Origin of the sequence: Xanthobacter sp. SG618 (assembly GCF_012932745.1) — a bacterium.
Lineage (GTDB): Bacteria > Pseudomonadota > Alphaproteobacteria > Rhizobiales > Xanthobacteraceae > Xanthobacter > Xanthobacter flavus.
Window position 1 is genome coordinate 271,136 of the sequence record NZ_JABBHL010000005.1, and the last position, 25,850, is coordinate 296,985.

Annotated in this window: 24 protein-coding genes; 16 read left to right on the forward strand and 8 right to left on the reverse strand. The window is 69.6% G+C overall.

Annotated features, from left to right (window positions below):
* Positions 1-14 precede the first annotated feature (14 nt).
* The 4 genes from FHT36_RS15740 to FHT36_RS15755 all read right to left on the reverse strand — a co-directional run bounded on the left by FHT36_RS15740 (position 15) and on the right by FHT36_RS15755 (position 3,529).
* Positions 15-380 (reverse strand): helix-turn-helix domain-containing protein, encoded by a 366-nt coding sequence (locus tag FHT36_RS15740; RefSeq protein WP_024276561.1) that lies wholly within the window; start codon positions 378-380, stop codon positions 15-17.
* 192 nt (positions 381-572) lie between these two features.
* A complete protein-coding gene (locus FHT36_RS15745; RefSeq protein ID WP_169123434.1) occupies positions 573-1,502 on the reverse strand; it encodes a DUF2076 domain-containing protein in 930 nt (309 codons plus the stop codon).
* A gap of 103 nt (positions 1,503-1,605) precedes the next feature.
* A complete protein-coding gene (gene ispG, locus FHT36_RS15750) occupies positions 1,606-2,934 on the reverse strand; it encodes a flavodoxin-dependent (E)-4-hydroxy-3-methylbut-2-enyl-diphosphate synthase (RefSeq protein WP_246702257.1) in 1,329 nt (442 codons plus the stop codon).
* Between the two features lie 115 nt (positions 2,935-3,049).
* On the reverse strand, positions 3,050-3,529 hold the full coding sequence (locus tag FHT36_RS15755; RefSeq protein WP_169123551.1) for a Fur family transcriptional regulator: 480 nt from the start codon (positions 3,527-3,529) through the stop codon (positions 3,050-3,052).
* Between the two features lie 279 nt (positions 3,530-3,808).
* Between FHT36_RS15755 and FHT36_RS15760 the strand changes: the two genes are divergently transcribed.
* Both FHT36_RS15760 and FHT36_RS15765 read left to right on the forward strand, forming a co-directional pair.
* On the forward strand, positions 3,809-4,591 hold the full coding sequence (locus tag FHT36_RS15760) for a 3-hydroxybutyrate dehydrogenase (protein ID WP_169123435.1): 783 nt from the start codon (positions 3,809-3,811) through the stop codon (positions 4,589-4,591).
* Positions 4,592-4,607: 16 nt separating this feature from the next.
* On the forward strand, positions 4,608-5,648 hold the full coding sequence (locus tag FHT36_RS15765; protein WP_169123436.1) for a patatin-like phospholipase family protein: 1,041 nt from the start codon (positions 4,608-4,610) through the stop codon (positions 5,646-5,648).
* Positions 5,649-5,684: 36 nt separating this feature from the next.
* Here the strand turns inward: FHT36_RS15765 and FHT36_RS15770 are convergent, their stop codons facing one another.
* Entirely contained in the window at positions 5,685-6,212 is a 528-nt protein-coding gene (locus FHT36_RS15770) for a hypothetical protein (protein WP_169123437.1), read from the reverse strand.
* Between the two features lie 85 nt (positions 6,213-6,297).
* Between FHT36_RS15770 and FHT36_RS15775 the strand changes: the two genes are divergently transcribed.
* The 3 genes from FHT36_RS15775 (at position 6,298) to FHT36_RS15785 (ending at position 10,364) form a co-directional block, all read left to right on the forward strand.
* Positions 6,298-6,867, forward strand: a complete 570-nt coding sequence (locus FHT36_RS15775; RefSeq protein ID WP_169123438.1) for an O-acetyl-ADP-ribose deacetylase — start codon at positions 6,298-6,300, stop codon at positions 6,865-6,867.
* Positions 6,827-7,621: an RluA family pseudouridine synthase gene (locus FHT36_RS15780; protein ID WP_169123439.1), complete on the forward strand. Its 795-nt coding sequence runs from the start codon at positions 6,827-6,829 to the stop codon at positions 7,619-7,621. The genes FHT36_RS15775 and FHT36_RS15780 overlap by 41 nt, the downstream gene beginning before the upstream one ends.
* Before the next feature lie 91 nt (positions 7,622-7,712).
* On the forward strand, positions 7,713-10,364 hold the full coding sequence (locus FHT36_RS15785; RefSeq protein ID WP_169123440.1) for a TIGR02302 family protein: 2,652 nt from the start codon (positions 7,713-7,715) through the stop codon (positions 10,362-10,364).
* A gap of 16 nt (positions 10,365-10,380) precedes the next feature.
* Here FHT36_RS15785 and FHT36_RS15790 read toward each other — a convergent pair whose 3' ends face one another.
* Both FHT36_RS15790 and FHT36_RS15795 read right to left on the reverse strand, forming a co-directional pair.
* The gene (locus FHT36_RS15790) at positions 10,381-10,827 is read right to left on the reverse strand and encodes an NfeD family protein (RefSeq protein ID WP_169123441.1); all 447 of its coding nucleotides are present in this window, start codon (positions 10,825-10,827) and stop codon (positions 10,381-10,383) included.
* A 4-nt stretch (positions 10,828-10,831) separates the two neighbouring features.
* A complete protein-coding gene (locus FHT36_RS15795) occupies positions 10,832-11,824 on the reverse strand; it encodes an SPFH domain-containing protein (RefSeq protein ID WP_169123442.1) in 993 nt (330 codons plus the stop codon).
* A 324-nt stretch (positions 11,825-12,148) separates the two neighbouring features.
* On the opposite strand from FHT36_RS15795, the gene FHT36_RS15800 reads away from it, so the two are divergent.
* The 7 genes from FHT36_RS15800 to mraY all read left to right on the forward strand — a co-directional run bounded on the left by FHT36_RS15800 (position 12,149) and on the right by mraY (position 20,347).
* The gene (locus FHT36_RS15800; protein ID WP_169123443.1) at positions 12,149-12,622 is read left to right on the forward strand and encodes a division/cell wall cluster transcriptional repressor MraZ; all 474 of its coding nucleotides are present in this window, start codon (positions 12,149-12,151) and stop codon (positions 12,620-12,622) included.
* Positions 12,619-13,656 carry a 16S rRNA (cytosine(1402)-N(4))-methyltransferase RsmH gene (gene rsmH / locus FHT36_RS15805; protein ID WP_169123444.1) on the forward strand — a complete coding sequence of 346 codons (1,038 nt, stop codon included), beginning with the start codon at positions 12,619-12,621 and terminating at the stop codon, positions 13,654-13,656. The genes FHT36_RS15800 and rsmH overlap by 4 nt, the downstream gene beginning before the upstream one ends.
* A 5-nt stretch (positions 13,657-13,661) precedes the next feature.
* Entirely contained in the window at positions 13,662-14,270 is a 609-nt protein-coding gene (locus FHT36_RS15810; RefSeq protein ID WP_169123445.1) for a hypothetical protein, read from the forward strand.
* Positions 14,271-14,281: 11 nt separating this feature from the next.
* Positions 14,282-16,228 carry a penicillin-binding protein 2 gene (locus FHT36_RS15815; RefSeq protein WP_246702258.1) on the forward strand — a complete coding sequence of 649 codons (1,947 nt, stop codon included), beginning with the start codon at positions 14,282-14,284 and terminating at the stop codon, positions 16,226-16,228.
* 90 nt (positions 16,229-16,318) lie between these two features.
* Entirely contained in the window at positions 16,319-17,797 is a 1,479-nt protein-coding gene (locus FHT36_RS15820; RefSeq protein WP_169123446.1) for a UDP-N-acetylmuramoyl-L-alanyl-D-glutamate--2,6-diaminopimelate ligase, read from the forward strand.
* The gene (locus tag FHT36_RS15825; RefSeq protein WP_407077080.1) at positions 17,794-19,254 is read left to right on the forward strand and encodes a UDP-N-acetylmuramoylalanyl-D-glutamyl-2,6-diaminopimelate--D-alanyl-D-alanine ligase; all 1,461 of its coding nucleotides are present in this window, start codon (positions 17,794-17,796) and stop codon (positions 19,252-19,254) included. The genes FHT36_RS15820 and FHT36_RS15825 overlap by 4 nt, the downstream gene beginning before the upstream one ends.
* Positions 19,255-19,261: 7 nt before the next feature.
* Positions 19,262-20,347, forward strand: coding sequence for a phospho-N-acetylmuramoyl-pentapeptide-transferase (gene mraY, locus FHT36_RS15830; protein WP_169123447.1), 1,086 nt, complete (start codon positions 19,262-19,264; stop codon positions 20,345-20,347).
* A gap of 77 nt (positions 20,348-20,424) precedes the next feature.
* Here the strand turns inward: mraY and FHT36_RS15835 are convergent, their stop codons facing one another.
* Positions 20,425-20,643 carry a DUF2892 domain-containing protein gene (locus FHT36_RS15835; RefSeq protein ID WP_169123448.1) on the reverse strand — a complete coding sequence of 73 codons (219 nt, stop codon included), beginning with the start codon at positions 20,641-20,643 and terminating at the stop codon, positions 20,425-20,427.
* Between the two features lie 243 nt (positions 20,644-20,886).
* On the opposite strand from FHT36_RS15835, the gene murD reads away from it, so the two are divergent.
* The 4 genes from murD to FHT36_RS15855 all read left to right on the forward strand — a co-directional run bounded on the left by murD (position 20,887) and on the right by FHT36_RS15855 (position 25,839).
* The gene (murD, locus tag FHT36_RS15840) at positions 20,887-22,443 is read left to right on the forward strand and encodes a UDP-N-acetylmuramoyl-L-alanine--D-glutamate ligase (protein WP_169123449.1); all 1,557 of its coding nucleotides are present in this window, start codon (positions 20,887-20,889) and stop codon (positions 22,441-22,443) included.
* 108 nt (positions 22,444-22,551) lie between these two features.
* Entirely contained in the window at positions 22,552-23,445 is an 894-nt protein-coding gene (locus FHT36_RS15845) for a TIGR01459 family HAD-type hydrolase (protein ID WP_169123450.1), read from the forward strand.
* Between the two features lie 133 nt (positions 23,446-23,578).
* A complete protein-coding gene (locus FHT36_RS15850) occupies positions 23,579-24,532 on the forward strand; it encodes a bifunctional riboflavin kinase/FAD synthetase (RefSeq protein WP_169123451.1) in 954 nt (317 codons plus the stop codon).
* A 56-nt stretch (positions 24,533-24,588) separates the two neighbouring features.
* Positions 24,589-25,839, forward strand: coding sequence for an aminotransferase class I/II-fold pyridoxal phosphate-dependent enzyme (locus tag FHT36_RS15855; protein ID WP_169123452.1), 1,251 nt, complete (start codon positions 24,589-24,591; stop codon positions 25,837-25,839).
* Positions 25,840-25,850: the final 11 nt, after the last annotated feature.

A 25,850-nucleotide genomic window follows, 5' to 3' on the forward strand; every position in this document is an offset into this window, starting at 1 on the left:
GGGACGCCGCCCTCTCAGCCACGGCGCCGGAGAATCTTGAGGCGCCCCAGCAGCTCGGCCACCGCTTCCTGCGGCAGGTGGCCGATCTCGCGGGCGAGCAGATTGGCCAGCTCGGTGGCCTGCGGCGACAGATCGGCGGTATCCACCACCACCCGCGGCTGCGACAGCTCGGCGAGGCGCTGGAGATCCTCCGCCTCGTCCCAGATCACGTTGAAATAGGCGATGATGCGCTGGGTGAGCGCCCAGGTGGGCTTGCCGCGCTTGCCCGTCTCCAAAGCGGACAGATAGGTGGGCGTCACGCCGATGGCCCGCGCCATCTCGGTGAGGGTCACGCCGCGTTGGGCGCGCAGGTCGCGCACCCGGCGTCCGAAGGGCGTCATGCCGGGGTCCTTGTGGTTCCACCCATTTTCGTGGTGCGGCGGCGGGCCGGAGGGCCGCGCCCCGCACATCAAACCGGATAGCCCCATCACGAGCGGCAAGTCCATGGGCAAGCTTGGGGGAAAGCCTGCCGGCAAACGAAAACGGCGGCGCAGGGCGCCGCCGTTCGTTCACACATCGATCCTGTGGGGATGTCAGGTCCAGCTGCTGTCGTCGCCGCCGCCGTCATCCCAGCCGGCTTCGTCACCGGCATCGTCATAGCCGGTGTCTTCGGGCCCGGCTTCCTCATAGCCCGCTTCTTGTTGGCTCGAGCCGTTCCAGAAATTGTCGGTGCCGGCGTTCTGCCCGCCCAAAGCCGCCTGGGCGTCCTGGCCGAGATTGCCGGTGCCGGGGGTTTCGGGCTTGCCGAGATCGGCCGCCGCCGCGTGAGCCACCGCACCGCCACCGCCGGTCATCATGTTCTTGATGCCGTCATAGAGCAGCGCGCCGCCGGCGACACCCGCCGCTGTGGCGAGCGCACCCTGCAGGAAGCCGCCGCCGCTGCGCTGCGGCTGGGGCGCGGCCTGCTGGGCCCACGGTCCGCCCTGTTGGCCGTAACCACCCTGCTGGGGGTAGCCCTGCTGCGGATACCCGCCCTGCTGGGCGTAACCCTGCTGTCCATAGCCCGCCTGCTGGCCGTAGCCGGACGGCAGGCCCATGGGCTGACCCGGTTGCTGCTGGGTCGCAGACTGGCCCCAGGGCTGGCCCGAAGAAGGCTGGCCCGAATAAGGCTGGCCCGAATACTGACCACCCTCCCGCGCGCCAGCGGATGGAACGGAGGAGCGCCCGCCACCGAACAGGCCGCCCAGGAAGCCGCCGGACGAGCCGGACGAACGCTGCTGCACTTCGGCCGCGCGGGCCTCGGCATCGGCGAGCTGGGCCTCCAGATCCTGCACGCGGCCATAGGCCTGCTGCAGGGCATGCTCCTGCACCAGAACGCTCTGGGCGAGGGCATAGGTGGCGTGGGGTGCCTCGGCGACGCGGCGCGCGATCAGCGCCTCGGCCTCCGCATCGCGCGGCTGGCTGGCAACACTGCGCATGCGATCGAACAGGCCGTCGATCAGGGCACGTTCCTCGGGGGTCATTTCCGCCTCCGGTGAGTGGATGGCTGGGATATGAGCAGACGAGCATGGCCGGGGAAGGGCTCCCCGCATGAAATTTTTGTAACGCCGCGGTAGCGGAGCAGGGTCACTCCGCCGCGTCTGCCGGGGTGCCGCTCTTGGCCACGTCGGCCCCGCCGCCGATGCCGAAGCGCTTCTCCACATAGGCCTCCACCATCTGGCGGAACTCTTCCTGGATGTTGGCGCCGCGCAGGGTCGCGACCTTCTTGCCGTCGATGAAGACGGGGGCGGAGGGCGTCTCGCCGGTGCCGGGCAGCGAGATGCCGATATCGGCATGCTTGGATTCGCCCGGCCCGTTCACGATGCAGCCCATGACCGCCACATTCAGCGTCTCGACGCCGGGATATTGCGCCTTCCAGACCGGCATCCGGGTGCGGATCATGTCCTGCACCGACTGGGCCAGCTCCTGGAAGACCGTGGAGGTGGTGCGGCCGCAGCCGGGGCAGGCGGCCACCAGCGGCACGAAGGTGCGCAGGCCCATGGTCTGCAGGATTTCCTGCGCCACCTGCACCTCACGGGTGCGGTCGCCATTGGGCTCGGGGGTCAGCGACACGCGGATGGTGTCGCCAATGCCCTGCTGGAGCACCACGCCCATGGCCGCCGTGGAGGCGACGATGCCCTTCGATCCCATGCCCGCCTCGGTGAGACCGAGATGGAGCGCATAGTCCGAGCGGCGCGCCAGCTCGGAATAAACCGCGATCAGGTCCTGCACAGCCGACACCTTGGCGGAGAGGATGATGCGGTTGCGGCCGAGGCCGATCTCTTCCGCCAGCGCCGCCGAGAGCAGCGCCGAACGCACCAGCGCCTCGCGCGTCACCGCCCGCGCTTCGGCGGGCCGGGGCAGGCGGGCATTCTCGTCCATCAGCCGGGTCAGCAATTCGCCGTCCAGCGACCCCCAGTTGGCGCCGATGCGCACCGGCTTGTCATGCCTGATGGCGGTTTCGACGATGGCGGCGAACTGCCGGTCCTTCTTGTCGCCGAAGCCCACATTGCCGGGATTGATGCGGTATTTGGCCAGAGCTTCCGCGCAGGCCGGATGATCGGCCAGGAGCTTGTGGCCGATATAATGGAAATCGCCCACGAGGGGCACGTCGATGCCCTGCGCCAGCAGCTTCTCATAGATGTGCGGCACGGCGGCCGCCGCCTCGTCGCGATCCACCGTGATGCGCACGATCTCGGAACCGGCGCGGGCGAGCGCCGCGACCTGACGCACGGTGCCGGCGATGTCGGCCGTATCGGTGTTGGTCATGGACTGGACCACCACCGGCGCGCCGCCGCCGACCATCACCCGGCCGACAGGAACGCCCACCGTGGCGTGCCGGCGGGCAGGCCCGGCCTCGAGCAGCTCGACGGGAACCACGGGCGCGGCGCTGGTGAGGGTTTCGGCGCTGGTCATGGGTCTGGTCCTCGAACGACGGGCGATCCGCAGGTGTACGGCGCCGGGGCAGGCGTGGACCGCATTACGGACGTCGATGCGGCCGGGTTTCGAGTAGGCCGGGGGCGGGAAAGAATCAACCGCCAGCGGTTTCCTTGGCCGCGCCCTTGGTCACGGGCGCAGGGGCAGCGGATGCCGCCTCGCGGCAATGGGCGCAGGTGCCTGCCACTTCCAGCACCCGCTGGCGCGGCTCAAACCCTGCGGCCCGCGCCGCCCAGGCGAGATCGCGGCCGATGGCATGGGAGCCCACCTCCCGCGTCAGGCCGCAGCGCTCGCAGATGAGGAAGACCACCACGTCGGTATCATCGTGGGTATGGGCGCAGACGAGGTAGGCGTTGCGGCTTTCGATCCGGTGGGCGAGCCCCTCCGCCACCAGGAAATCGAGCACGCGGTAAACGGACATGGGCGGAGCCGGATCACCCGCATCGGAGAGCTTCTGCACGATCTCGTAGGCACCGAGCGGAACGTGGCTCTCCGCCAGCGCCTTCATGACGTTGCGGCGCAGCGGCGTCATGCGCAGGCCCTTGCGCGCGCAGCATTCCTCCACGCGCGACATGGCGCCTGCCACGCATTGGCCGTGGTCGTGGTCCTTGGTATGGGCGTCGGTGCGGGTCACCCTGCAAATCTAGTGGATGTCACCCGGTTTCGCCACGGGTCCGGCGCGCGAAGGGAAGGGGAAGACCGGGCAGCCGCATTGCACCGCACCGGACGGCGTTGCAATCTGCCGCCGGCAGGCGCCCTCGGGGACGCCTGCGCGTGACGCCAGCGTCACACCGTTCCGCTACACCGTGCCGCCGGCTCCGCAGGGGCCGTGCCGCCTTTTCGGGGAATAGCCATGCTCAAGGGGAAGGTCGCCGTCGTCACCGGGTCCACCAGCGGAATCGGGCTCGCCTATGCCCGGGCCTTCGCCAAGGAAGGTGTGAACGTCGTCATCAACGGCCTCGGCGACGCCGCCGCCATCGAGAAGGAGCGGTCCGCCATCGAGAGCGAGTTCGGCGTGAAGGCGCTCTATTCGCCGGCCAACATGCTGAAGGCGGACGAGATCGCGGACATGGTGAAGCTCGCCGAGACCGAGCTCGGCGCCTGCGACATCCTCGTGAACAATGCCGGCATCCAGCACGTGGCGCCGATCGAGGAATTCCCGATCGACACCTGGAACACCATCATCGCCATCAACCTGTCGGCGGCCTTCTTCGCCATGCGCGCAGCCATTCCCGGCATGAAGGCGCGCAAATGGGGCCGCATCATCAACACCGCGTCGGCCCACGCGCTGGTCGCCTCGCCCTTCAAGTCGGCCTACGTCTCGGCCAAGCACGGCATCGCCGGCCTCACCAAGACCGCCGCACTCGAGACCGCGACCTTCGGCATCACCGTGAACGCCATCTGCCCCGGCTACGTCTGGACGCCCCTCGTGGAGAAGCAGATCCCGGACACCGCCAAGGCGCGCGGCATGACCGAGGAAGAGGTGAAGAAGAACGTGCTTCTCGCCGCCCAGCCCACCAAGGAGTTCGTGACGGTGGAGGAAGTGGCGGCGCTGGCCGTGTTCCTCGCCTCCGACAACGCCCGCTCGATCACCGGCTCCATGCAGCAGATCGACGGCGGCTGGGTGGCGGAGTGACGCCGGGGCTCCGGCCATGACGCGACGCGACGGCGTGAAGCCGATCAGCCTCGCGCTCCAGGGGGGAGGCGCCCACGGCGCCTTCACCTGGGGTGTGCTGGATCGTCTGCTGCAGGACGAGCGCATCGCCATCGCCGGCATCACCGGAACCAGCGCAGGCGCCATGAACGCGGTGGTGCTCGCCGCCGGCCTCGCCAAGGGCGACCCGGAGGAGGCGCGCCACGCCCTCGCGCAGTTCTGGAAGGACGTGTCCCGGGACGGGCGCATGTCGCCCATCCAGCGCTCGGCCTTCGACCGGCTCATGGGCAACTGGTCGCTGGCCAAGAACCCGGTCTATCTCGCCTTCGAGGTGGCCTCGCGTTTCCTGTCGCCGTACGACTTCAATCCGCTCAACATCAATCCGCTGCGCGAGATTCTCGAGGCCCATGTGGACTTCGAGGCCATCCGCCAGGCGCAGGTGAAGGTGTTCATCTCCGCCACCAACGTCCATACCGGCCGCGCCCGCATCTTCGGGCATGAGGAGATGACGGCGGACGCGGTGATGGCCTCCGCCTGCCTGCCCTTCCTGTTCCAGGCGGTGGAGATCGACGGCGTGCCCTATTGGGACGGCGGCTACATGGGCAACCCGCCGCTCTTCCCGCTTTACGAGATGGCGGACGCCGACGACATCCTGCTGGTCCAGATCAATCCGGTGGTGCGCGACACGACGCCCCGCACCGCCAGCGAAATCCAGAACCGCATCAACGAGATCACCTTCAACGCCTCGCTGCTCGCCCAGCTGCGCGCCATCGACAATGCGGCCAAGCTGATCGAGCAGGGGCTCATCAGCCGCTGGACACTCGGCGGCTCGCCCTTCCGACGGGTGCGGCTGCACCGCATCGGCGGCGAGCACCAGCTGGCGGCGCTCGACGCCACCTCCAAGCTCAATGCGGAATGGTCTTTCCTCCAGCACCTGCGCGACCTCGGCCGGGCGGCGGCGGAGAGCTTCCTGTCCGAGCATTTCGACGACCTCGGCCGCCGCTCGACGCTGGATCTCAGGCTGGAACTGGCGGATTGAGACAGGCCCGCCGGAGCGGGCCTGCCGAAGCCATCGTCAGCCGCGCGAGTCCTTCTTGGCCTGCGCCACCGCCACGAACTTGGTCACGCGGCCAGCCTCGCCGGAAGCGGAGCCGATGCGCTGCAGCCGCGTGCGCTCCTTGACCGTCATGCCGGTATTGGGGCGCGGCAGGTTCGCCGGGCGCTTGGCGCGCTTGGAATCGCGCTTCAACTCCAATGCCTTGTGCGCATTCTCCACCAGCTCGGCCCGGGCCGCCTGGGTGCGGCGGCGCGTCTGCTCGCGGCGGGCGCGGGTGAGCGCATCGGTGAGCACGGAGGCCTTCTGGCGGTTGCCGGAATCGGCCTTCTCGAACGTCACCTCGCCGCGTCCACCCTTGCCGCGCAGGGCCCGCCGCTGGTTGTTGGCGATGGTGAGGGCGCGGTCCCGGCGCTCGCGCAATTGGGCCACGAGGTCATTCACCTCGCCGTCGCCGAGCGCGGTCACCACAGGCTGGCGGGACTTCTCCACCAGCTCCAGTTCCGAATCCGTGAGAAGGCGGCGTTCCGTCTTGCGGGGATGGGCCATGGGGCGGATCTCCTTCTTGTTTTCCGACCCTTATGGCTACGCCGCCGATTATGTGGATTGTGAGACTGCCGCAGGATCGCCAGCCATGAACGAGACACCCGTCCTTGACCCCGCGGGGCCGCGTGGCGCCACGGATTGCGTGGTGATCGTCGCCGACATCACCCGCCTTGCCACTGACGCCATCGTGAACGCCGCCAACGCCTCCCTGCTCGGGGGCGGCGGCGTCGATGGCGCCATCCACCGGGCCGCCGGGCCGGAGCTCGTCGCCCATTGCCGGACGCTGGGCGGCTGTCCCACCGGCGAGGCGCGCCTCACCCCTGGCTTCCGGCTGCCGGCCCGCCATGTCATCCACACCGTCGGCCCCGTCTGGCGCGGCGGCGGCGCGGGCGAGGATGCGCTGCTCGTCTCCTGCTACAGGGAAAGCCTTCGGCTCGCCGACGAAGCCGGCCTCACCTCCATTGCCTTTCCCGCCATCTCCACGGGCATCTATGGATTTCCGCCCGAGCGCGCCGCCCCACTGGCGGTCGGCGCCGTCCTCGCCCATCTTGGAGGCCCCGGCAGCGTGACCCGCGTGGTTTTCTGCTGCTTCTCGCAAGGCTCCGCCGACCTTCATCATGACGCCCTCCGCGCCCACGGCATCGAAACCCGCCCCTGACACCGGGCGGGATCTCCCCCTCCTCCACCGCGACGGGCTGATGCTCATCATCGACAAGCCCTATGGTCTGCCGGTCCATGCCGGGCCGAAGGGCGGGGAGACGCTGGCCGATCATCTCGATGCTTTGCGCTTCGGCCTGCCCCGCGCGCCGGAGCTGGCGCACCGGCTGGACAAGGACACCTCCGGCTGCCTCGTGCTCGGCCGCCACGGCAAGGCGCTGGCGCAGCTTGGGAAACTCTTCGCCAGCGGCGCCGTGGGGAAGACCTATGTGGCCGTCACCCTTGGCGCCCCGGCGGCGGAGGCGGGGCGGATCGACCAGCCGCTGGCCAAGCGGTCGCCGCATCGCGGCTGGTGGATGCAGGCGGTGCCCAAGGGATCGCCGGGCGCACAGGAGGCGATCACCGATTTCCAGGTGCTGCACCGGACGGGCGACCTCGCGGTCATCGCGCTATCGCCGGTGACGGGGCGCACCCACCAGTTGCGCGCGCACCTCTCCCATCTCGGCACGCCCATCCTCGGCGATGCCATCTATGGCGGCGCCTCGCGCCTCCCGGGCGGACCGAAGCTGCATCTGCACTCCCGCCGCGTCGTCGTGCCCCTCAAGGCGGGCGCGCCGCCGGTGGATGTGAGCGCCCCTTTGCCGCCGCATATGTGCGAGACGCTTTCCCTCCTCGGCCTCGATCCGGTTGCCGTGGGCGCCGCCGCCGATCAGGTCGCCTTCGCCAAGCTCGGGACGCCTGAGAGCAAGGCCTGACCCATTTGTGAAGCGGGTTCCGCTAGGGCAATCTGGCCCGGAACTTGCTGCGTGTTAAGCTGGCTGACGAAGGGCAGGAAAGGGAGAGGGTGTGAGCGCATCTCGCGACGGAAAGCTCCCGCGCAGGCCCCAGGACCGCACGCCGGAAGAGACCGCGCGTGACCTGCTTGAGCGCGCCATCGGCCGCGCCCGCTACGCCGTGTTCTGGGAACGGGCGTGGCCCGCGTTCGCCCGCGTCGGCGTTCCGCTGGCCCTGTTCCTTGCCGTTTCCTTCGCCGGCGTGTGGGTGTCGGCACCGGTGTGGGCGCGGATCCTCGGCGTCGTGCTGTTCGCGCTCGCCATCCTGCTCGCCGCCCGCCCGCTGCTCGCCTTGCGCTGGCCGAGCCGGGAAGAGGCGGTGGCGCGCCTCGATGCTCGGAGCGCCCTCGCCCACCGTCCCGCCACCGCCATTTCCGACAGCCTCGCCACCCGCCCGGACGATCCGGTCGGCGCCGCCTTGTGGCGCGCGCACCTTGCCCGCGCCCTCGCGGCCGCCCGTTCGCTGAAGGCCGGCACGCCTTCACCGGGTCTCGCGCGGCTCGATCCGCGCGCCGTTCGTGCGCTGGCGGTGCTGGCGCTGGCGGCCACCATCTTCATGGCGCCCGGGCAACATCTCTCCCGCATCGGCGCGGCCTTCGACTGGAAGACCATCGTCCCGCCCCCGCCCTACCGGCTCGATGCCTGGATCGATCCCCCCGCTTATACCGGCCGGCCGCCCGTGGTGCTGCCGGGCCTGCGCTCGGACGATCCCACCTCCCTCAACGCCGCCGCTTTGCAGGTTCCGGTGGGCAGCACGTTGGTGGTGCGCGGCTCCGGCATCGACACCGCCGCCATCAAGCTCGACGGCGGCATCGCCGAGGCGAAGCCGGAGGCCGATGCGCCGACGACGACCGGCGAAAAGCGCTACGTGATCCGCGAGGATTCCGACGTCACCTTCCTCGGCCCCGACCAGCGCCGCCTTGCATGGCATTTCAAGGTGCTGGCGGACCAGAAGCCCACCATCAGCTTCGCCAAGGATCCGCAGACCGGCCAGCGCAACGCGCTGGTGCTGTCCTACCGGATGGAGGACGATTACGGGGTGAAGGAAGCCGATGCGCTGTTCACGCCCCTGCCGCCCGAGCAGCCGCTCTTCCCTCGCCCCGGCGCATCGCCGCGCAAGATGGCGCAGCCGCTGATCCCGCCGCCCGACTTCAAGCTGACCCTGCCCGCCGGCGGGCGCACCGGCGCGGCGCAGACCACCAAGGATCTCGTCGCCCATCCGTGGGCCGGCGCCCGCGTGGAGGTCCAGCTCAAGGCCCGCGACGAGGCGGGCAACGAGGGCGTCAGCGACACCAAGGTGGTGCGGCTGCCCGCGCGCGCCTTCTCGAAGCCTCTCGCCAAGGCGCTCATCGACGAGCGCCGCCGCCTCACCTTCGACGCCAGCAACCGCCGCCGGCTGGTCACGGTGCTGGAAGGCCTCACCATCGCCCCCGCCCAGTTCGCCCCGAGCGCGAGCGAATATCTCGGCCTGCGCACCGCGCTGGCGCGCGCCAAGAATGCCCGCAACGACGACGATCTCAGGGCGCTGGTGGATTATCTCTGGGAAGTGGCGGTGCTGATCGAAGACGGCACCCTCTCCGATGCCGAGCGCGAGCTGCGGGCCGCCCAGGAAGCGCTGCGCGAGGCGCTGGAGCGGGGCGCCAGCGACGAGGAGATCAAGCGCCTCACGCAGGATTTGCGCGCGGCCATGGAAAAGATGATGCGCCAGCTGGCGGAGCAAGCGCGCCGCGACAGCGGCACCGACGCCCGCCCGCTCGATCCCAACACCCGCATCGTCCGTCCGCAGGACCTGCAGAAGATGCTGGACCGCATCGAGAATCTCGCCCGCTCCGGCAACAAGGACGCGGCCCGCGAGCTGCTCGACCAGCTCCAGGCCATGATGGAGAACATGCGCCCCGGCAGCCGTCAGGCCGGCCGCCAGCAACAGGGCCAGCAGCAGCAGAGCGAAATCGGCAAGATGATCCAGGAGCAGCAACGCCTGCGCGACCGCACCTGGCGCCAGAACCGGGAAGGCCAGCAGGGCCAACAGGGTCAGCAAGGGCAACGCGGCCAGCAGGGGCAGCAGGGCCAGGGTCAGCAAGGCCAGCAGGGTCAGGGACAGCAGCCCGGCGAGAACGGCTTCTCGGACTTGCAGCAAGGCCAGCAGGAGCTGCGCAAGCGCCTCGGCCGCATGCTCGACCAGATGCGCCGCATGCAGGAAGGCCAGCAGGGACAGGGCCAAGGTCAACAGGGCCAGAACGGCGAAGGCGGGGAAGGCGACGCCATGGGCCGGGCCGGCGAGGCCATGGGCCGGGCGGAGCAGGCCATGCGCGAGGCGGAGGAAGCCCTCGGCCGCGGCGAGGGCCAGGGCGCGCTCGACGCCGAGGGCCGCGCCCTCCAGTCGCTCCGGCAGGGTGCCCAGGCCATGGCCGAGGCGCAGCGCGGCCAGCAGGAGGGGCAGGGCCCCGGTGGCCCGGGCGAGGAAAGCGCCCAGCGCACCGATCCCCTCGGCCGCCCCCTGCGCAGCCAGGACTATGGCGACGATTTCACCGTGAAGGTGCCGGACGAGGTGGACGCCCAGCGCGCCCGTCGCGTGCTGGAAGAGCTGCGGCGCCGGCTGGAGCAGCCGGAGCGTCCGCAGATCGAGCTCGATTATTTGGAGCGCCTGCTGCGCGGGCTGAACTGAGGCAGGGTCGGAGGCGTCAGCCCTCGACCGGTTCAACCTTCAGTGTCGCGCCATCGGCACCGGTGACGCGCACGTCGCGGCCGGCGGCGACATCCGGGCCTTCCACGCGCCACACCGTGTCGTCGATGCGCACCCGCCCGACCCCGCCGAGGATCGGCGCATCGAGCGTGAAGACCCGGCCCACGAAGCCTTCCGGGCGGCGGTTCAGGAACGGCCGGTCGGAGGCCTTGCCCGGGGCCGGGGTAACGCGGCGGCCAACCAGCACCGCCACCACCGCCAGCGCCGCGAACACCAGCACTTCCACCTGCCACGCGAGCGCCACCGTGTAGGCGATGGCGCCGGTGACCAACGCCGCGAGCCCGAGCCACAGAAGGAAGGCCCCCGGCGCCGCGATCTCCGCCACCAGCAACACACCGCCGAGGACGAACCACGCCCAGGGACCGAGATGGGAGAGAAGGGGCATGGGCTCAGCCCTCTCGCGGCTGCATGGTCGCGGGGCCGGTGGGACGCCGGCCGGGTGAACGGGGCGCGGGCGCGCCCTCCGTCCCGAACGCGCCCTTGGCGATCTCGCCGATGCCGGCCAGGGACGAGAGCAGCGCCGTGCCCTCATAGGGCATCAGCACCACCTTCTGGTTCGGCGCAGCACCCATAGTCTCGAACGCCTTCACGTACTTCTCGGCGATGTAATAGTTGAGCGCCGCCGGATCGCCGTTCGCCACCGCGACGGACAGCATCTCGGTGGCCTTGGCGTCCGCCTGAGCGAGCCGCTCGCGCGCCTCGGCGTCGCGGAAGGCGGCCTCGCGGCGGCCTTCGGCCTGCAGGATCTGGCCCTGCTTCTGGCCCTCCGCCTTGAGGATTTCCGACTGGCGCAGGCCCTCGGCCTCGAGGATCACGGCGCGCTTCTCGCGTTCGGCCTTCATCTGGCGGCCCATGGCGTTCACGAGGTCGGCGGGCGGCACGATGTCCTTGATCTCGATGCGCGTCATCTTGATGCCCCAGGGCGAGCAGGCCGCATCCACCACCGTCAGCAGGCGCACGTTGATCTCGTCGCGGTGGGACAAGAGCTGGTCGAGGTCCATGGAGCCCATGACGGTGCGGATGTTGGTCATGGTCAGCGCGAGGATGGCCGCGTCGAGCCGAGCGACCTCGTAGCTGGCGCGGGCGGCGTCGAAGACCTGGAAGAACACCACGCCGTCCACCGTCACGGTGGCATTATCCTTGGTGATGACCTCCTGGCTCGGAACGTCGATCACCTGCTCCATCACGTTCACGCGGTTGCCGATGCGGTCGATGAACGGGACGATGAGGTTGAGGCCGGGCATCAGCGTCTTGGTGTACCGGCGGAAGCGCTCCACCGTGTACTGGTAGCCCTGCGGCACCGTCTTCACGCCGGAGAAGACCACCGCCACGGCCAGCACCAGCAGCACCAGCACGAACAGGTTGGGACCGATCTCGATCATGGGACGCCCCTCAGCCGGCCCCCTGCGGCCGGTGGCGCATATGGCCACGGGGAAGGGGGCGGCGGCAAGGCGACGGCAGCAAGCAGACGGAACGGAAGGGGAAGACCGGGCCCGATCCGATTCGCGCGCGATTCGTTCGCGCGATGTTCCGGTTTGCCCCGGGTCGACGTCCCGTTTCGGGACAGCTCCGCCCATGCCGTTTCGTTGACGGCCCATGTCAGCCCATGATAACCCATAAGCACCCATGAACAGGATGGACGGCTTCTGCCGTCACGCGGGCCGCCTTGAACGGCGCCCGTTGCAACACGAGGGCACCCGGGCGCCATGGACCGCTTCGTGTCCACCTACACGATGCGCCTCGACGCCAAGGGCCGGGTCTCCATCCCCGCGCCCTACCGCATGGTGCTGACCAAGGACGGCGCGGACGGCCTCTATTGCCATCCGAGCCTTGCGGAACCGGCGCTGGATGCCGGCGGCAACCGTCTGGTCGGCGAGATCGACACGCTGATCGACAGCTACCCGCCCTATTCCGAGGCGCGCGAGGAGCTGGCCGCCGCCCTCTACGGCACCAGCGAGACGCTGCGCATCGATCCGGAGGGCCGGGTGGTGCTGACGGAGACGTTGAAGGCCCATGCGGCGATCACCGACCAGGTGGCGTTCGTCGGGCTAGGACACAAGTTCCGGATCTGGGAACCGGAGCGGCTGAAGGCACATCTCGCGGAGGCCACCCGACGGGTGCGCGAGTTGCGCCAGGCCATCGGCTCCCGAGCGGAGAACACGCGGAGCGAACGGACATGACGACGGGCCACGGGGTCGGCCCCGCCGACGCCGCTGGCGGACCGGCCCGTCATCTGCCGGTGATGCTTCGCGAGGTTCTCGCGCACCTCGCGCCGAAGGACGCCGGCCATTATGTGGACGGCACCTTCGGCGCGGGAGGTTACACCTCCGCCATCCTCGGCGCGGCGGACTGCCGGGTGCTCGCCATCGACCGCGACCCCACGGCCATCGCCGCCGGACAGACGCTGGTCGAAGCCAGCGGCCAGCGCCTCCTCCTCGTCCATGACCGCTTCTCCCGGCTCGACGAGATCGCGGCCGAGCAGGATTTCATGCCCCTCGACGGGGTGGTGCTCGACATCGGCGTCTCCTCCATGCAGCTGGACGAGGCGGATCGCGGCTTCTCCTTCCGCCGCGACGGGCCGCTCGACATGCGCATGGGCGGCGACGGGCTCTCCGCGGCCGACCTCTGCGCCACGCTGGACGACGTCCGCCTCGCCCACATCATCTGGACCTTCGGCGAGGAGCGGCATTCGCGCGCCATCGCCAAGGCCATCGTGAAGGCGCGGGAAGAAGCGCCCATCACCCGCACGGCGCAGCTGGCCGAGATCGTGTCGCGCGTGGTGTGGGCGAAGCCCGGCGAGATGCATCCCGCCACCCGCACCTTCCAGGCACTGCGCATCGCCGTGAACGAGGAATTGTCGGAGCTGGTGGAGGCGCTTGCCGCCGCCGAACGGGCGCTCCGGCCGGGGGGACGCCTCGTGGTCGTCACCTTCCATTCCCTCGAGGACAGGATCGTTAAGACTTTTCTGTCACACCGGGCTAAGGCACCGTCCGCCTCGCGCCACCAGCCGCAAGCGGAAGGGCCGGAGCCCTCCTTCCGCCTCGTGGCGAAAGGAGCCGTAGAGCCCGGTCCCGACGAAGTGGCAGGCAACCCGCGCTCAAGGTCCGCGAAACTTCGCGCGGCCGAGCGCACGGACGCCCCGGCGCATCCGGGCGGTGACTTGATGGGGCTGCTTCCGCCCCCATCACCGCAACGCCACGGGCGGAGACGCTAGTCGAGATGTTTCGGGTCGCCAATGCCGTGATGATCGTCGCGCTTCTGGTGACCGCCGCGGTGGTCTACCAGCTCAAGGTCTCGTCCACCGCCGAGGCCGAGCGGCTCGCCACCCTGCGCACCCAGATTCGCAAGGAGCGCGATTCCATCGCGCTGATGCGCGCGGAATGGGCGCGCCGCACCTCGCCCATCTACATCCAGGGCCTCGCCGAGCGGCATCTCGACATGAAGCGGCTCGATGTCGATTCGATTTCCAGCCTCGACGACCTGCCCGCCAAGCCCGCCTCCGGCGGCGATGGCATCGGCGGCATGATCGAGGCGCTGGTGGACGCCCCCCTCGTCACCTCCTCGGCCGGCTCCAAGCCGTCGGCCTCGACCACCGCACCCACCAGCTCGGGCGGCGCCACCGTGCCGGCGACCTCGGCGCTGCGCCCGGCCAATGCGCCGGTGTCGAAGCCGGCCGCGAGCGCGTCCGCCGCGCCCCGTCCCCCGGCGGCACGCCCCCTGCCCCCCATGCAGCCGGCACCGGCCGCTGCCGCACCGGCGCCCGCCCCGCCCCCGGAGCCCACCAATCCCCTCGAAAAGCTCTCCGGATTCCTGGCCGGTTTCCGCTGACGAGGTCCGAAATGGCTGATCTGTCTTCCATCTCCGCCCGCCTCGCCCGCTTGTGGGCCGGCATCGTCGCCACCGTCGGCCCCGTGCTCCGGGATGCCGACGCCGCCTGCGCAGTGCTGCTCGATCGTCTTGGTGCCGGCAGCAAGGCCGCTGGCCGTGCCACCGCCCGCGGCTCCGCGCGGGCTGCCCTCGCAAGCTGGAACGTGCTGTGGCCGTTCACGGTGCGGCTCGGATATCTCGCCTGGCGCGGCGTCCGCCACGTGGTGCGCGGCCTGTTCGGCCTCGACCGTGGAGATCCCGATACCGTGGCGCGGGGCCGCATCCGGCTGGTGATGCTCGCCTTCTGCTGCCTGTTCGTCGCCATCGCGGTGCAGCTCTCCCACCTCGCCATGACCGCGGACGGCGGCGGCGGGCGCGGGCGCGGCTCGGATGCCGTGGCCTCCGCGCGGCCGGACATCATCGACCGCAACGGCGACATCGTCGCCATCGACGTGAAGTCGCCATCCCTGTTCGCCGAGCCGCGCCGCCTCATCGATCCCGACGAGGCGCTGGAAGGCCTGCTCAAGGTGCTGCCCGATCTCGATGTCGAGGAAGCCCGCAAGCGCCTGAATTCCGGCAAGGGCTTCGCCTGGCTGAAGCGCGAGATCACGCCGGCGCAGATGCGCGCCATCCACCGCCTCGGCTTTCCCGGCATCGGCTTCCTGAAGGAAAACCGCCGCATCTATCCCGACGGCCCGATCATCTCCCACGTGATGGGCGGGGTGAACGTGGACAATCAGGGCATTTCCGGCATCGAGAAGTGGATCGACAGCCGCGGCCTCGCCGAACTCCACCTCGCGGGCTTCGCCACCGACCGGCAGCAGGAGCCGGTGCAGCTCTCCATGGACGTGCGCGTGCAGCACGCCGTGCGCGACGAACTGGTGAAGGCGAAGAACAAGTTCCAGGCCCTGCACGCCATGGCCGTCGTGACCGAGGTGAACACCGGCGAGATCATCTCGCTGGTGTCGATCCCCGACTTCGACCCCAACACATCCGGCAACCCCAAGGACGACGCCTATCTCAACCGGCTCACCACCGGCGTCTACGAGATGGGCTCCACCTTCAAGGCGCTGTCCTTCGCCATGGCGCTCGATTCGGGCAAGATCGGCCTGAACTCGACCTTCGATGCCCGCGGCGCGCTGCATTTCGGCAAGTTCGCCATCCACGACTACCACGCCGAGAATCGTGTCCTCACCGTGCCGGAGATCTTCCTCGTCTCGTCCAACGTGGGCACGGCGAAGATGGTGCTCTCCCTCGGGGTGGAGGCGCACAAGGCGTTCCTGAAGAAGATGGGCCAGCTCGACCGGCTCAAGACAGAGCTTCCGGAAAGCTCCGAGCCCATCGTGCCGAAGCGCTGGGGCGAACTGAACTCGGCCACCATCGCCTTCGGCCACGGCCTCTCCGTCGCCCCGCTGCAGGCGGTGATGGCGGTGAATTCCATGGTCAATGGCGGCTTCCTCATCCCGCCGACCTTCATCAAGCGGACGCCGGAAGAAGCGCAGAAGGTCGCGGTGCGCGTGCTGAAGCCCGAGACCTCGGACAAGATGCGCTACATCATGCGCCTCAACGCCGAGAAGGGCACCGCCACCAAGGCCGAAGTGCCCGGCTTCCTGGTTGGCGGCAAGACGGGCACCGCCGAGAAGGTGGTGAACGGGCGCTACGCCAAGAACAAGCTGCTCACCTCGTTCACCGCCGTCTTCCCGATGGACAAGCCGCGCTACCTCGTCCTCGTGATGTTCGACGAACCGAAGGCGACCTCCGAGACGTACGGCTTCGCCACCTCGGGCTGGAACGCTGCGCCCACCGCCGGCAAGATCGTTGAGCGCATCGCCCCCATGCTCAACATCGCGCCGCGCCAGAACCTGCCAAATGCGGAGCAGCTGCTGCGCATGCCGCTCAAGGTCGCCGACCGCAATTGATGTCACCGCTGCGGGAGCACGTTACCGCCACCGCAGCGACAGCCCGCGCGGGGTGACAACCGGGGCGGGCGAATGCCAAAAAGGGGTCCGATGACCACACATTCCCTCGGACAGCTCCTCGACGGCCACGCCCGCATCCTGACGCCCGACGGCGCCGAGGAGCCGATCACCGGCCTGTCCTCCGACAGCCGCCGCATCACGCCCGGCGACCTGTTCGTCGCCATTCCCGGCACCCATGCGGACGGCACGCGCTTCATCGCCGACGCCATCGCGCGCGGCGCCGCCGCCGTCCTGATGGAGCCGACCGCCCCGGCCCCCATCCTGCCGCCGCAGGTCGCCCTCGCCTTCACGCTGGACGCCCGGCGCTCCCTCTCGCTCGCCGCCGCGCGCGTCTATCCGCGCCAGCCGCAGACCATCGCCGCCATAACGGGGACCGCAGGCAAGACCTCCGTCGCCTTCTTCCTGCGGCAGATCTGGGAGCGGCTCGGCCATCGCGCGGCGTATCTCGGCACCATCGGGCTGGTGAAGCCGGACGGCGCCACCTATGCCAGCCTCACCACGCCCGACCCGGTGGAACTGCACGCCACCCTCGATGCGCTCGCGGGAGAGGGCGTCACCCACATGGCGCTCGAGGCCTCCTCCCACGGCCTCGACCAGAAGCGGCTCGACGGCGTGCGCCTCTCCGCCGGCGGCTTCACCAATCTCGGCCGCGACCATCTCGACTATCACCCGACGATGGACGCCTACTTCCGCGCCAAGCTTCGCCTCTTCACCGAGGTGATGCCGCTGGACGCCGCCGCCGTGACCGTTACCTCCGCCCCCTTCGCCGCGACCGCGCTGGCCTGGGCGCACACGCGCGGCCTCAGGCTCCTGCCCATCGGCGAGGGACGGGCGGATGGCATCGACGTCGCCGCCGCGACGGGTTCACCAGCGGGGCAGAAGGTGATGTTCGCGGACGGGACCAGCGCGGTGGTGCCGCTGGTCGGGCGCTTCCAGCTGGACAATGCCCTGCTGGCCGCCGGCCTTGCCATCGCCTGCGGTGCCGACCGCGCCGAGGCATTCGCCGCCCTCGCCCACCTCAAGGGTGTTCCGGGCCGGCTGGAGCGCATCGGCGACGACCCGCGCCGGCCGGTGTTCGTGGACTACGCCCACAAGCCCGAGGCTTTGGCCACCGTCCTCGATACCCTGCGCGCGGCCATCCCCGGCCGGCTCGTGGTGGTGGTCGGCTGTGGCGGCGACCGCGACCGGGGCAAGCGGCCCATCATGGGTGCCATCGCCGCGATGAAGGCGGACACGGTGATCGTCACCGACGACAACCCGCGCAGCGAGGATCCGGCGGCGATTCGCGCAGAGGTACTGGAAGGTGCGCGCGGCGCCGGCATCGGCAATGTGCGCGAGATCGGCGACCGCGCGGAAGCCATCCGCGCCGGGGTCGGCCTCATCGAAAGCGGGGATGCGCTGCTCGTTGCCGGCAAGGGTCACGAAACCGGCCAAATCATCGGCGACCGGACATATCCATTCTCGGATGCGGCGGAAGTCCTCGCCGCCCTCAAGGAGGTGGCGGCATGAATTCGGGCACGGGTATGGGCGAAACGGAAGGCCGGGTTCTCCACACCGTCGCGGAAATGGCGGCGGCCATGGGGGCGGAGGTCCGCGGCACGCCGCGCGATGCCACCGGCATCTCCATCGACAGCCGCTCGCTCGCGCCCGGCGACACCTTCTTCGCCATCGCCGGCGAGAACAGCGACGGCCACGCTTATGTAAGCAAGGCGCTGGAGGCCGGCGCCTCGGCGTGCGTGGTGGCGCGCGAAAAGCTGGACCAATTCCCCACCGACGCCCCCCTCCTGGTGGTGGACGACGTGCTCGCCGCCCTGACCGACCTTGCGCGCGCCAGCCGTGCGCGCTCCCTGGCCGGCATCGTCGCGGTGACAGGATCGGTGGGCAAGACCACCACCAAGGAGGCGCTGCGCATCGCGCTTGGCGCCGATGGCGAGACCCACGCCTCGGCCGCCTCCTACAACAATCACTGGGGCGTGCCCCTCTCCCTCGCCCGGCTGCCGCGCGAGGCGCGTTACGGCGTGTTCGAGATCGGGATGAACCATCCCGGCGAAATCACGCCCCTGGTGAAGCTGGTGCGCCCGCAGGTCGCCATCATCACCACCGTGGAGCCGGTTCACATCGCCCAGTTCTCCGGGATCGAGGAGATCGCCGACGCCAAGGCGGAGATCTTCCAGGGGCTGGAGCCGGGCGGCGCCGTGGTGCTGAACCTCGACAATCCCCTCTTCCCCCGGCTCAAGGCCGCCGCCGAGGCGCTGGGCATCGACCGCATCATCACCTTCGGCGAGACCGCCGGGGCCGACGTGCGGCTGAAGGAGGCGGCGCTGCAATCCTACTGCTCGGTGGGGGTGGCGGACGTGATGGGCACGCCGGTGACCTTCAAGGTGGGCATGCCCGGCCGCCACATCGTGCAGAACATGCTGGCGGTGCTCGCCGCGGCGAAGCTCGTCGGCGCCGATCTCGCGCTGGTCGGCCTCGCCCTCTCCCGCATGAAGGCGCCTCCCGGCCGCGGCGTCGCCCTGCGCCTGCAAGTGAAGGGCGGACAGGCGACGCTGCTGGACGAGAGCTACAACGCCAATCCCGCCTCCATGCGCGCCGCCCTCGACGTCCTCAGCCGCACCCCGGTGGGTCCGCGCGGCCGCCGCATCGCGGTGCTCGGCGACATGCTGGAGCTCGGCCCCGACGGCGAGGCCCATCACGCCGAGCTGGCCGAGGCGATCCGCACGGCCAAGATCGATCAGGTCTTCTGCTGCGGGCCGCAGATGCACGCGCTCTGGCAGGCCCTGCCTTCCGAGCGGCGGGGCGGTTATGCGATCCACGCCTCCCACCTCGAGCCCATGGTGGCGTCCGCCATCCGGGGCGGTGACACGTTGATGGTCAAGGGTTCCAACGGCAGCCGCATGGGACCGCTGGTCAAGAGCCTCGCCGAGCGCTTCCGCGCCGCCGAGGATGCGCTGCTCGAAGGATAGAATTCAGATGCTCCAGTGGCTTACCGAACTCCACCAGTCCTTCACAGCCTTTAACGTCTTCCGCTACATCACCTTCCGCACCGGCGGCGCCGTGATCACGGCGCTGCTGTTCGTGTTCCTGTTCGGCCCGGCCATGATCTCCATGCTGCGGCTGAAGCAGGGCAAGGGCCAGCCCATCCGCACCGACGGGCCGCAATCGCACCTGCTCACCAAGAAGGGCACGCCCACCATGGGCGGGCTGATGATCCTCGCCGGCATCACAGTGGCGACGCTGCTATGGGCGAATCTCTTCAACTTCTACGTCTGGGTGGTGCTGCTGGTGATGCTCGGCTTCGGCATGATCGGCTTTTATGACGATTATCTCAAAGTCACCAAGCAGACCCACAATGGCCTGTCCGGCAAGGCGCGCCTCGCCATCGAGGCGGTGATCTCCGGCGTCGCCGTGGTGGTCATCATGACCATGGGCAAGTCGGGCCTCTCCACCTCCGTGGCTTTCCCCTTCTTCAAGGATCTGCTGCTCAATCTCGGCGTCTTCTTCGCCATCTTCGGCATGTTCGTCATCGTCGCGGCCGGCAATGCGGTGAACCTCACCGATGGTCTCGACGGCCTCGCCATCGTGCCGGTGATGATCGCGGCCGGCACCTTCGGCCTCATCGCCTATCTCTCCGGCAACGTGCGCTTCGCCGATTACCTGCAGATCCACTACGTCGCCGGCGTCGGCGAGCTGGCGGTGGTCTGCGGCGCGGTGATGGGGGCCGGCCTCGGCTTCCTCTGGTTCAACGCCCCGCCCGCCCAGGTCTTCATGGGCGACACCGGCTCGCTGGCGCTGGGCGGCCTGCTCGGCACGGTCGCGGTGGCCACCAAGCACGAGATCGTGCTCGCGGTAGTCGGCGGCCTGTTCGTTCTGGAGGCGGTCTCGGTGATCGTGCAGGTGGCCTCGTTCAAGCTCACCGGCAAGCGGGTGTTCAAGATGGCGCCCATCCACCACCATTTCGAGCAGCTCGGCTGGACCGAGCCGCAGGTGGTGATCCGCTTCTGGATCGTCGCGGTCGTGCTGGCGCTGGCGGGCCTCGCGACGCTCAAGCTGCGGTGAGGGCTTCCATCTCACACTAAAAGAAGGCCCGCTGGAGCGATCCGCGGGCCTTTTTCACGACATGACGCCGAAAGACGTCACCGCCCGCACGTATTGATGCCCAGCAGCGGATAGGCCGGGCAGAAGCGGAAGGCGGCGGTGAGCAGCATCACCACGCCCACGGCGCCGATCAGCCAGGCCCAGTTGCCGAGTCCGCCCAGCGCCGGCACGGAGGGCGCCACGAACGGCACCAGGATCAGCACGACCCCGGCGACGAAGCGCAGCACGCGATCAAATCCACCCACGTTCGCAACCATCTCGTTCTCCCAATTCCAGCCTGCAAGTGCAGCGGAGACATCGGCGGGGCAAATCCGGCGCGGCAGGCCCCGGCGCCCCCGTCCCCTACATTCAATAATATGAATGTCGGATCAGGCAAGCAGGGGATTTCCCTTAAGGCGACCTCATCGGGAAATCTGCCTGCGAAAGGGGTTCGCACTTTTTCGCATCATGCTCTAGACGGAAACCCGGACTGCATTGCCGCAACGGACGATTTTACCGCCATGATCCCCGTCACCGTCTTCAAGGATGCAACCGTCGCCCTTTTCGGGCTGGGTGGCTCGGGCCTTGCCACCGCAGAGGCGCTCAAGGCCGGCGGCGCCACCGTCGTCGCCTATGACGATTCAGAGGCCTCGCGCCGCAAGGCCGGAGAGGCCGGCATCCTCGTCCAGGATCTCCACGACATCGACTGGACCATCGTCCAGGCACTCGTGCTCGCCCCGGGCGTGCCGCTGACCCACCCCGAGCCGCACTGGTCGGTGAAGCTGGCGCAGGCGGCGGGCGTCGAGATCATCGGCGACATCGAGCTGTTTTGCCGCGAGCGGCAGGCGATTGCGCGCCGCTCGCCGTTCGTCGCCATCACCGGCACCAACGGCAAGTCCACCACCACGGCGCTCATCACCCACATCCTGCGCGTCGCCGGCCGCGACGTGCAGATGGGCGGCAATATCGGCACCGCCATCCTCTCCCTCGCCCCGCCGAAGCCCGGCCGGGTGCATGTGGTGGAGTGCTCCTCCTACCAGATCGACCTTGCCCCCGGCCTCGACCCCTCCGTGGGCGTGATGCTCAACATCACCCCGGACCATCTCGACCGACACGGCACCATCGAGAACTACGCCGCGGTGAAGGAACGCCTCGTCACCGGCGTCGAGCAGACCGGCACCGCCGTGGTCGGCGTGGACGACGATTTCTCCGCCGCCATGGCCGACCGGGCGGAGCGCGCCGGCAAGCATGTGGTGCGCATCTCGGTCAGGCGTCCCCTGCCCGACGGCATCTGGCGCGAAGGCGAGACGCTCGTGGTGTCCGAAGGCGGCGCCGAGGTGTTCCGCCTGCCGCTGGGCGGCATCGGCTCGCTGCGCGGGGCGCACAATGCGCAGAATGCCGCCGCCGCCTATGCCGCGTGCCGCGCGCTCGGCGTCGCGCCGGAGGTCATCGCGGTGGCCATGAAGCGCTTCCCCGGCCTTGCCCACCGCATGGAAGAGGTGGGCAACAAGGGCAAGGTGCTGTTCGTCAACGATTCCAAGGCGACCAATGCGGATGCCGCCGAGCGGGCGCTGACGAGCTTCACCGACATCTTCTGGATTGCCGGCGGCAAGCCCAAGGCCGGCGGCATCGCGCCACTCGCCCCCTTCTTCGACCATATCGCCAAGGCCTATCTCATCGGCGAGGCGGCGCAGGAATTCGCCGCGATGCTGGCGGACAAGGTGCCGCACGAGATCGTCGGCACCCTCGACAAGGCGGTGGAAGCCGCCGCACGGGACGCCGAAGCCGCCGGGCGCGCGGATGCGGTGGTGCTGCTCTCGCCGGCCTGCGCCAGCTTCGACCAGTATCCCAATTTCGAGGTGCGCGGCGACGCCTTCCGCACGCTGGTGCAGGCGCTGCCGGGCATCGAGGCCCGCACCCGGTCCACCACGCCGGTCGCCCAGAAGGAGCCGCCCAAGGGCAGTGGCCATCCGCACGGCACCCCCCATGGCAACCCCCACGGCGGCGGACACCCCCATGGCATGGGCGGACATCCCGGCGGTCACCCCGGGGGCCATCCCGGCAAGGGGCATCCCTGACCCCCGCCCCGGCTTCGTCCGCCGCCCCGAAATCCGCCCGGAACCGGCGGCCGGCCTTGTGATTCAAGGTCTTCCGTGGCATTTGTGCGCCGCACAATGGAGAGATCGATGGCCGAGACCGGCACCCGTACGCCCCTGCACGCCCCGCCGCTGGTGGAAGGCCTCTCCGCATTCGCGGGGGACTACGACCTGATCCTCTGCGACGTCTGGGGCGTGCTGCACAACGGCGTCGCCGCCTTTCCCGCCGCCTGCGAGGCGCTGACGAAGGTGCGGGCGGGCGGCGCCACGGTGGTGCTGGTCTCCAACGCGCCGCGTCCCAACCGCTTCATCATGGGCATGCTGGACGGCCTCGGCGTGCCGCGCACCGCCTATGACGCCATCGTCACCTCCGGCGACGTGACGCGCGACATGCTGGAGGCGCGGCCGGGTGCCCGCGTCTACCACCTCGGCCCCGCGCGGGACGTGGGCACGTTCGACGGGCTGGACCTCACCCTCAGCGGCCTTGAAGAAGCGGACCTTGTGGTCTGCACCGGCCTCCTCGACGACGACGTGGAGACCCCGGAGGATTATGCCGACGCCCTCGCCGCCATGAAGGCCCGGGAGCTGCCGTTCATCTGCGCCAATCCCGACCTCGTGGTGGAGCGCGGCGACAAGCTGATCTTCTGCGCCGGCGCCATCGCTCAGGCCTATGAGCAGATCGGCGGCAAGGCCTTTTGGTGCGGCAAGCCCTACCGGCCCATCTACGACACCGCCTTCGCCCGCGCCGAGGTGATCCGCGGCGAGGCGGTGGAGCGTTCCCGCGTGCTCGGCATCGGCGATGCGCTGCGCACCGACATCGCCGGCGCCAACGATGCGGGTTTCGACAGCCTGTTCATCTCCGGCGGCATCCATGCGCAGGAGCTGAAGTCCATCGACGGCGCCGTTCCCGACACCGAATCCCTCGCCGACCTCTTCACCGGCCACGCCCATCCGCGCGGCGTCATGCCCCGTCTCGCCTGGTAGCGGCGACCGGGCGACATTCGGTTCCTTGAATTTGCCCGCGGTTTGACCGATCTCGAAGGCCGAATATCCTGTCCCGGTGCCATCGAGGTTCCGGGCATCCCGCCGAACACCAAGGCAAGGCTTGCGCCCGCCGATGACCGTGTCCCTTCCCCCCGATTTCGTGCTGGTCCGCGGCCCCGAGCCCCTGCCGCCGACGCTGGCGCGGCCCGTCATCGCCATCGGCAATTTCGACGGCGTGCATCGCGGCCATCAGGCGGTGTTCGCCGCGGCCCGCGCCATGGCGGCTGAGGCGGGAGGGCCGGCGCTGGCGCTCACCTTCGAGCCACACCCGCGCACCTTCTTCAACCCCGCCACGGCCCCCTTCCGCCTGACGCCGGCGATGGAAAAGCTGCGCCATATCGCCGAAAGCGGCCTTCAGGGCGCCATCGTGCTCGACTTCGACGCCGCCCTCGCCGCCATGGAAGCCGAGGACTTCGTGCGCGAGGTCCTGGTGGATCGCTATGGCGTCGCCGGCGTGGCGGTGGGCTTCGATTTCCATTTCGGACGCCAGCGCGCCGGGTCTCCCGCCTTCCTCAAGGAGGCGGGCGAGCGGCACGGCTTCGCGGTGACCGTGGTCGAGCCCATGCGCGATGAGAACGACGCGATTTCCTCCACCGCCGTGCGCCGGGCGCTGGCTTCGGGGCAGGTGGGCCATGCCGCCCACATGCTGGGGCGCCCCTTCGCGGTGACGGCGGAGGTGATCCACGGTGACAAGCGGGGCCGCACCATCGGTTTTCCCACCGCCAATCTCGCCTTGCCGCAGGATCTGGAGCTGGCCTTCGGCATCTATGCGGTGCGTGCCGTGACGCCCGCTGGCCGGTTCGATGGCGTGGCGAACTATGGCCGGCGCCCCACCTTCGACAATGGCCGGGCGCTGCTGGAAGTCCACCTGTTCGATTTTTCCGGCGATCTCTATGGCCGGTCCATCGAAGTGGAATTCCACGCTTATATCCGGCCGGAGCTGAAGTTCGAGGGCATCGACGCGCTGGTCGCGCAGATCAGGGCCGACGCGCAGCAGGCACGAGAGGTTCTGGCACGCGAGGTCTGACGGATCGCTGGGTTAAGTTAGCCACACCTTAACCGGCTGGTCCCATTCTGGAGCGGATGACGAAGTCCGCCAGAAAAGACCGCAAAGCCGTGCCACCCGCTCCTGCCGCCCCCCCGGAAGACCGCCGCTCGCCCTTCATCCGGCTTGCCGACCTCCTCGCGGGGATCGAGCCGGGTCGCCAGCCGCTGAGCGCCGCCGTGGGCGAGCCGCAGCACGCCATGCCGGATTTCGTCGGCCCGGTTCTCACCAACAATCTTGCCGGTTTCGGTCGCTACCCGCGCGCCGAGGGCACGCCCACCTTCCGCGCCGCCGCCGCCCGCTGGCTGGCGCAGCGCTACAAGCTGGCGAAGCCGCTCGATGCCGACCGCGAAGTGCTGGCGCTGAACGGCTCCCGCGAGGGCCTGTTCTCTGCCGCCATCGTGGCGCAGCGCCTTGCCGACCCGGCCAAGGGCGCCAATGGCAAGCCGGCCATGCTGCTGCCCAACCCCTTCTATGCCGCCTACGCCGCGGGCGCGGAAGCCGCCGGCTGCGAGGCCGTGGTGATGCCGACCACGAAGGAGAGCGGCTGGCTGCCGGACCTCGACGCCCTCGATCCGGACCTGTTGAAGAGGACGGTGGCCATCTACATCGCCTCCCCCGCTAATCCGCAGGGCGCCATCGCCTCCGCCGACTATCTCGGCAAGGCGCTGGAGCTGGCGCGGCGCAACGGCGCCTTCCTGTTCTCGGACGAGTGCTATTCGGAAATCTATCTGGGCGCGGAAAAGCCGGCCGGCATCCTTGAGGTGGCCGGCACCGACCTGACCCGCGTCGTGGCGTTCAACTCCCTGTCCAAGCGCTCGTCCCTGCCGGGGCTGCGCTGCGGCTTCTGCGCCGGCGATCCCGCCTTCCTGAAGGATTTCCTCGCCTTCCGCTGGGTCGCCGCGCCGCAGGTGCCGGAGCCCTTGCAGGCGGTCGCCGTGGCCGCGCTGGAGGACGAGGCCCACGTCGCCCTCTCCCGCGACCTCTATGCCGCGAAGTTCGACCTCGCCGACCGGATGCTCGCCGGCCGCTTCGGCTATGAGCGCCCCGGCGGCGGCTTCTTCCTCTGGCTCGACGTGTCCCACCTTGCCGACGACCACCTCACCGGTGGCGAGGCGGCGGCGGTGAAGCTGTGGCGCGAGCAGGGCCTGCGCACGGTGCCGGGGGGCTATCTGGCCCGCCGCGACCTCACCGGGGCCAACCCCTCCGCCGGATTCCTGCGCGTCGCGCTGGTCCAGGATCTGCCCACCTGCGAGGAGGTGCTGAAGCGCCTCGTCGCGGCCCTCTGAAGGGAGCCGCG

Bases quoted from the DNA above. Each gene is read 5' to 3' on its own strand.
- FHT36_RS15740 (WP_024276561.1), bottom strand. From the start codon at position 380: ATGACGCCCTTCGGACGCCGGGTGCGCGACCTGCGCGCCCAACGCGGC.
- FHT36_RS15745 (WP_169123434.1), bottom strand. From the start codon at position 1,502: ATGACCCCCGAGGAACGTGCCCTGATCGACGGCCTGTTCGATCGCATG.
- ispG (WP_246702257.1), bottom strand. From the start codon at position 2,934: ATGACCAGCGCCGAAACCCTCACCAGCGCCGCGCCCGTGGTTCCCGTC.
- FHT36_RS15755 (WP_169123551.1), bottom strand. From the start codon at position 3,529: ATGTCGCGCGTGGAGGAATGCTGCGCGCGCAAGGGCCTGCGCATGACG.
- FHT36_RS15760 (WP_169123435.1), top strand. From the start codon at position 3,809: ATGCTCAAGGGGAAGGTCGCCGTCGTCACCGGGTCCACCAGCGGAATC.
- FHT36_RS15765 (WP_169123436.1), top strand. From the start codon at position 4,608: ATGACGCGACGCGACGGCGTGAAGCCGATCAGCCTCGCGCTCCAGGGG.
- FHT36_RS15770 (WP_169123437.1), bottom strand. From the start codon at position 6,212: ATGGCCCATCCCCGCAAGACGGAACGCCGCCTTCTCACGGATTCGGAA.
- FHT36_RS15775 (WP_169123438.1), top strand. From the start codon at position 6,298: ATGAACGAGACACCCGTCCTTGACCCCGCGGGGCCGCGTGGCGCCACG.
- FHT36_RS15780 (WP_169123439.1), top strand. From the start codon at position 6,827: ATGACGCCCTCCGCGCCCACGGCATCGAAACCCGCCCCTGACACCGGG.
- FHT36_RS15790 (WP_169123441.1), bottom strand. From the start codon at position 10,827: ATGCCCCTTCTCTCCCATCTCGGTCCCTGGGCGTGGTTCGTCCTCGGC.
- FHT36_RS15795 (WP_169123442.1), bottom strand. From the start codon at position 11,824: ATGATCGAGATCGGTCCCAACCTGTTCGTGCTGGTGCTGCTGGTGCTG.
- FHT36_RS15800 (WP_169123443.1), top strand. From the start codon at position 12,149: ATGGACCGCTTCGTGTCCACCTACACGATGCGCCTCGACGCCAAGGGC.
- rsmH (WP_169123444.1), top strand. From the start codon at position 12,619: ATGACGACGGGCCACGGGGTCGGCCCCGCCGACGCCGCTGGCGGACCG.
- FHT36_RS15810 (WP_169123445.1), top strand. From the start codon at position 13,662: ATGTTTCGGGTCGCCAATGCCGTGATGATCGTCGCGCTTCTGGTGACC.
- FHT36_RS15815 (WP_246702258.1), top strand. From the start codon at position 14,282: ATGGCTGATCTGTCTTCCATCTCCGCCCGCCTCGCCCGCTTGTGGGCC.
- FHT36_RS15820 (WP_169123446.1), top strand. From the start codon at position 16,319: ATGACCACACATTCCCTCGGACAGCTCCTCGACGGCCACGCCCGCATC.
- FHT36_RS15825 (WP_407077080.1), top strand. From the start codon at position 17,794: ATGAATTCGGGCACGGGTATGGGCGAAACGGAAGGCCGGGTTCTCCAC.
- mraY (WP_169123447.1), top strand. From the start codon at position 19,262: ATGCTCCAGTGGCTTACCGAACTCCACCAGTCCTTCACAGCCTTTAAC.
- FHT36_RS15835 (WP_169123448.1), bottom strand. From the start codon at position 20,643: ATGGTTGCGAACGTGGGTGGATTTGATCGCGTGCTGCGCTTCGTCGCC.
- murD (WP_169123449.1), top strand. From the start codon at position 20,887: ATGATCCCCGTCACCGTCTTCAAGGATGCAACCGTCGCCCTTTTCGGG.
- FHT36_RS15845 (WP_169123450.1), top strand. From the start codon at position 22,552: ATGGCCGAGACCGGCACCCGTACGCCCCTGCACGCCCCGCCGCTGGTG.
- FHT36_RS15850 (WP_169123451.1), top strand. From the start codon at position 23,579: ATGACCGTGTCCCTTCCCCCCGATTTCGTGCTGGTCCGCGGCCCCGAG.
- FHT36_RS15855 (WP_169123452.1), top strand. From the start codon at position 24,589: ATGACGAAGTCCGCCAGAAAAGACCGCAAAGCCGTGCCACCCGCTCCT.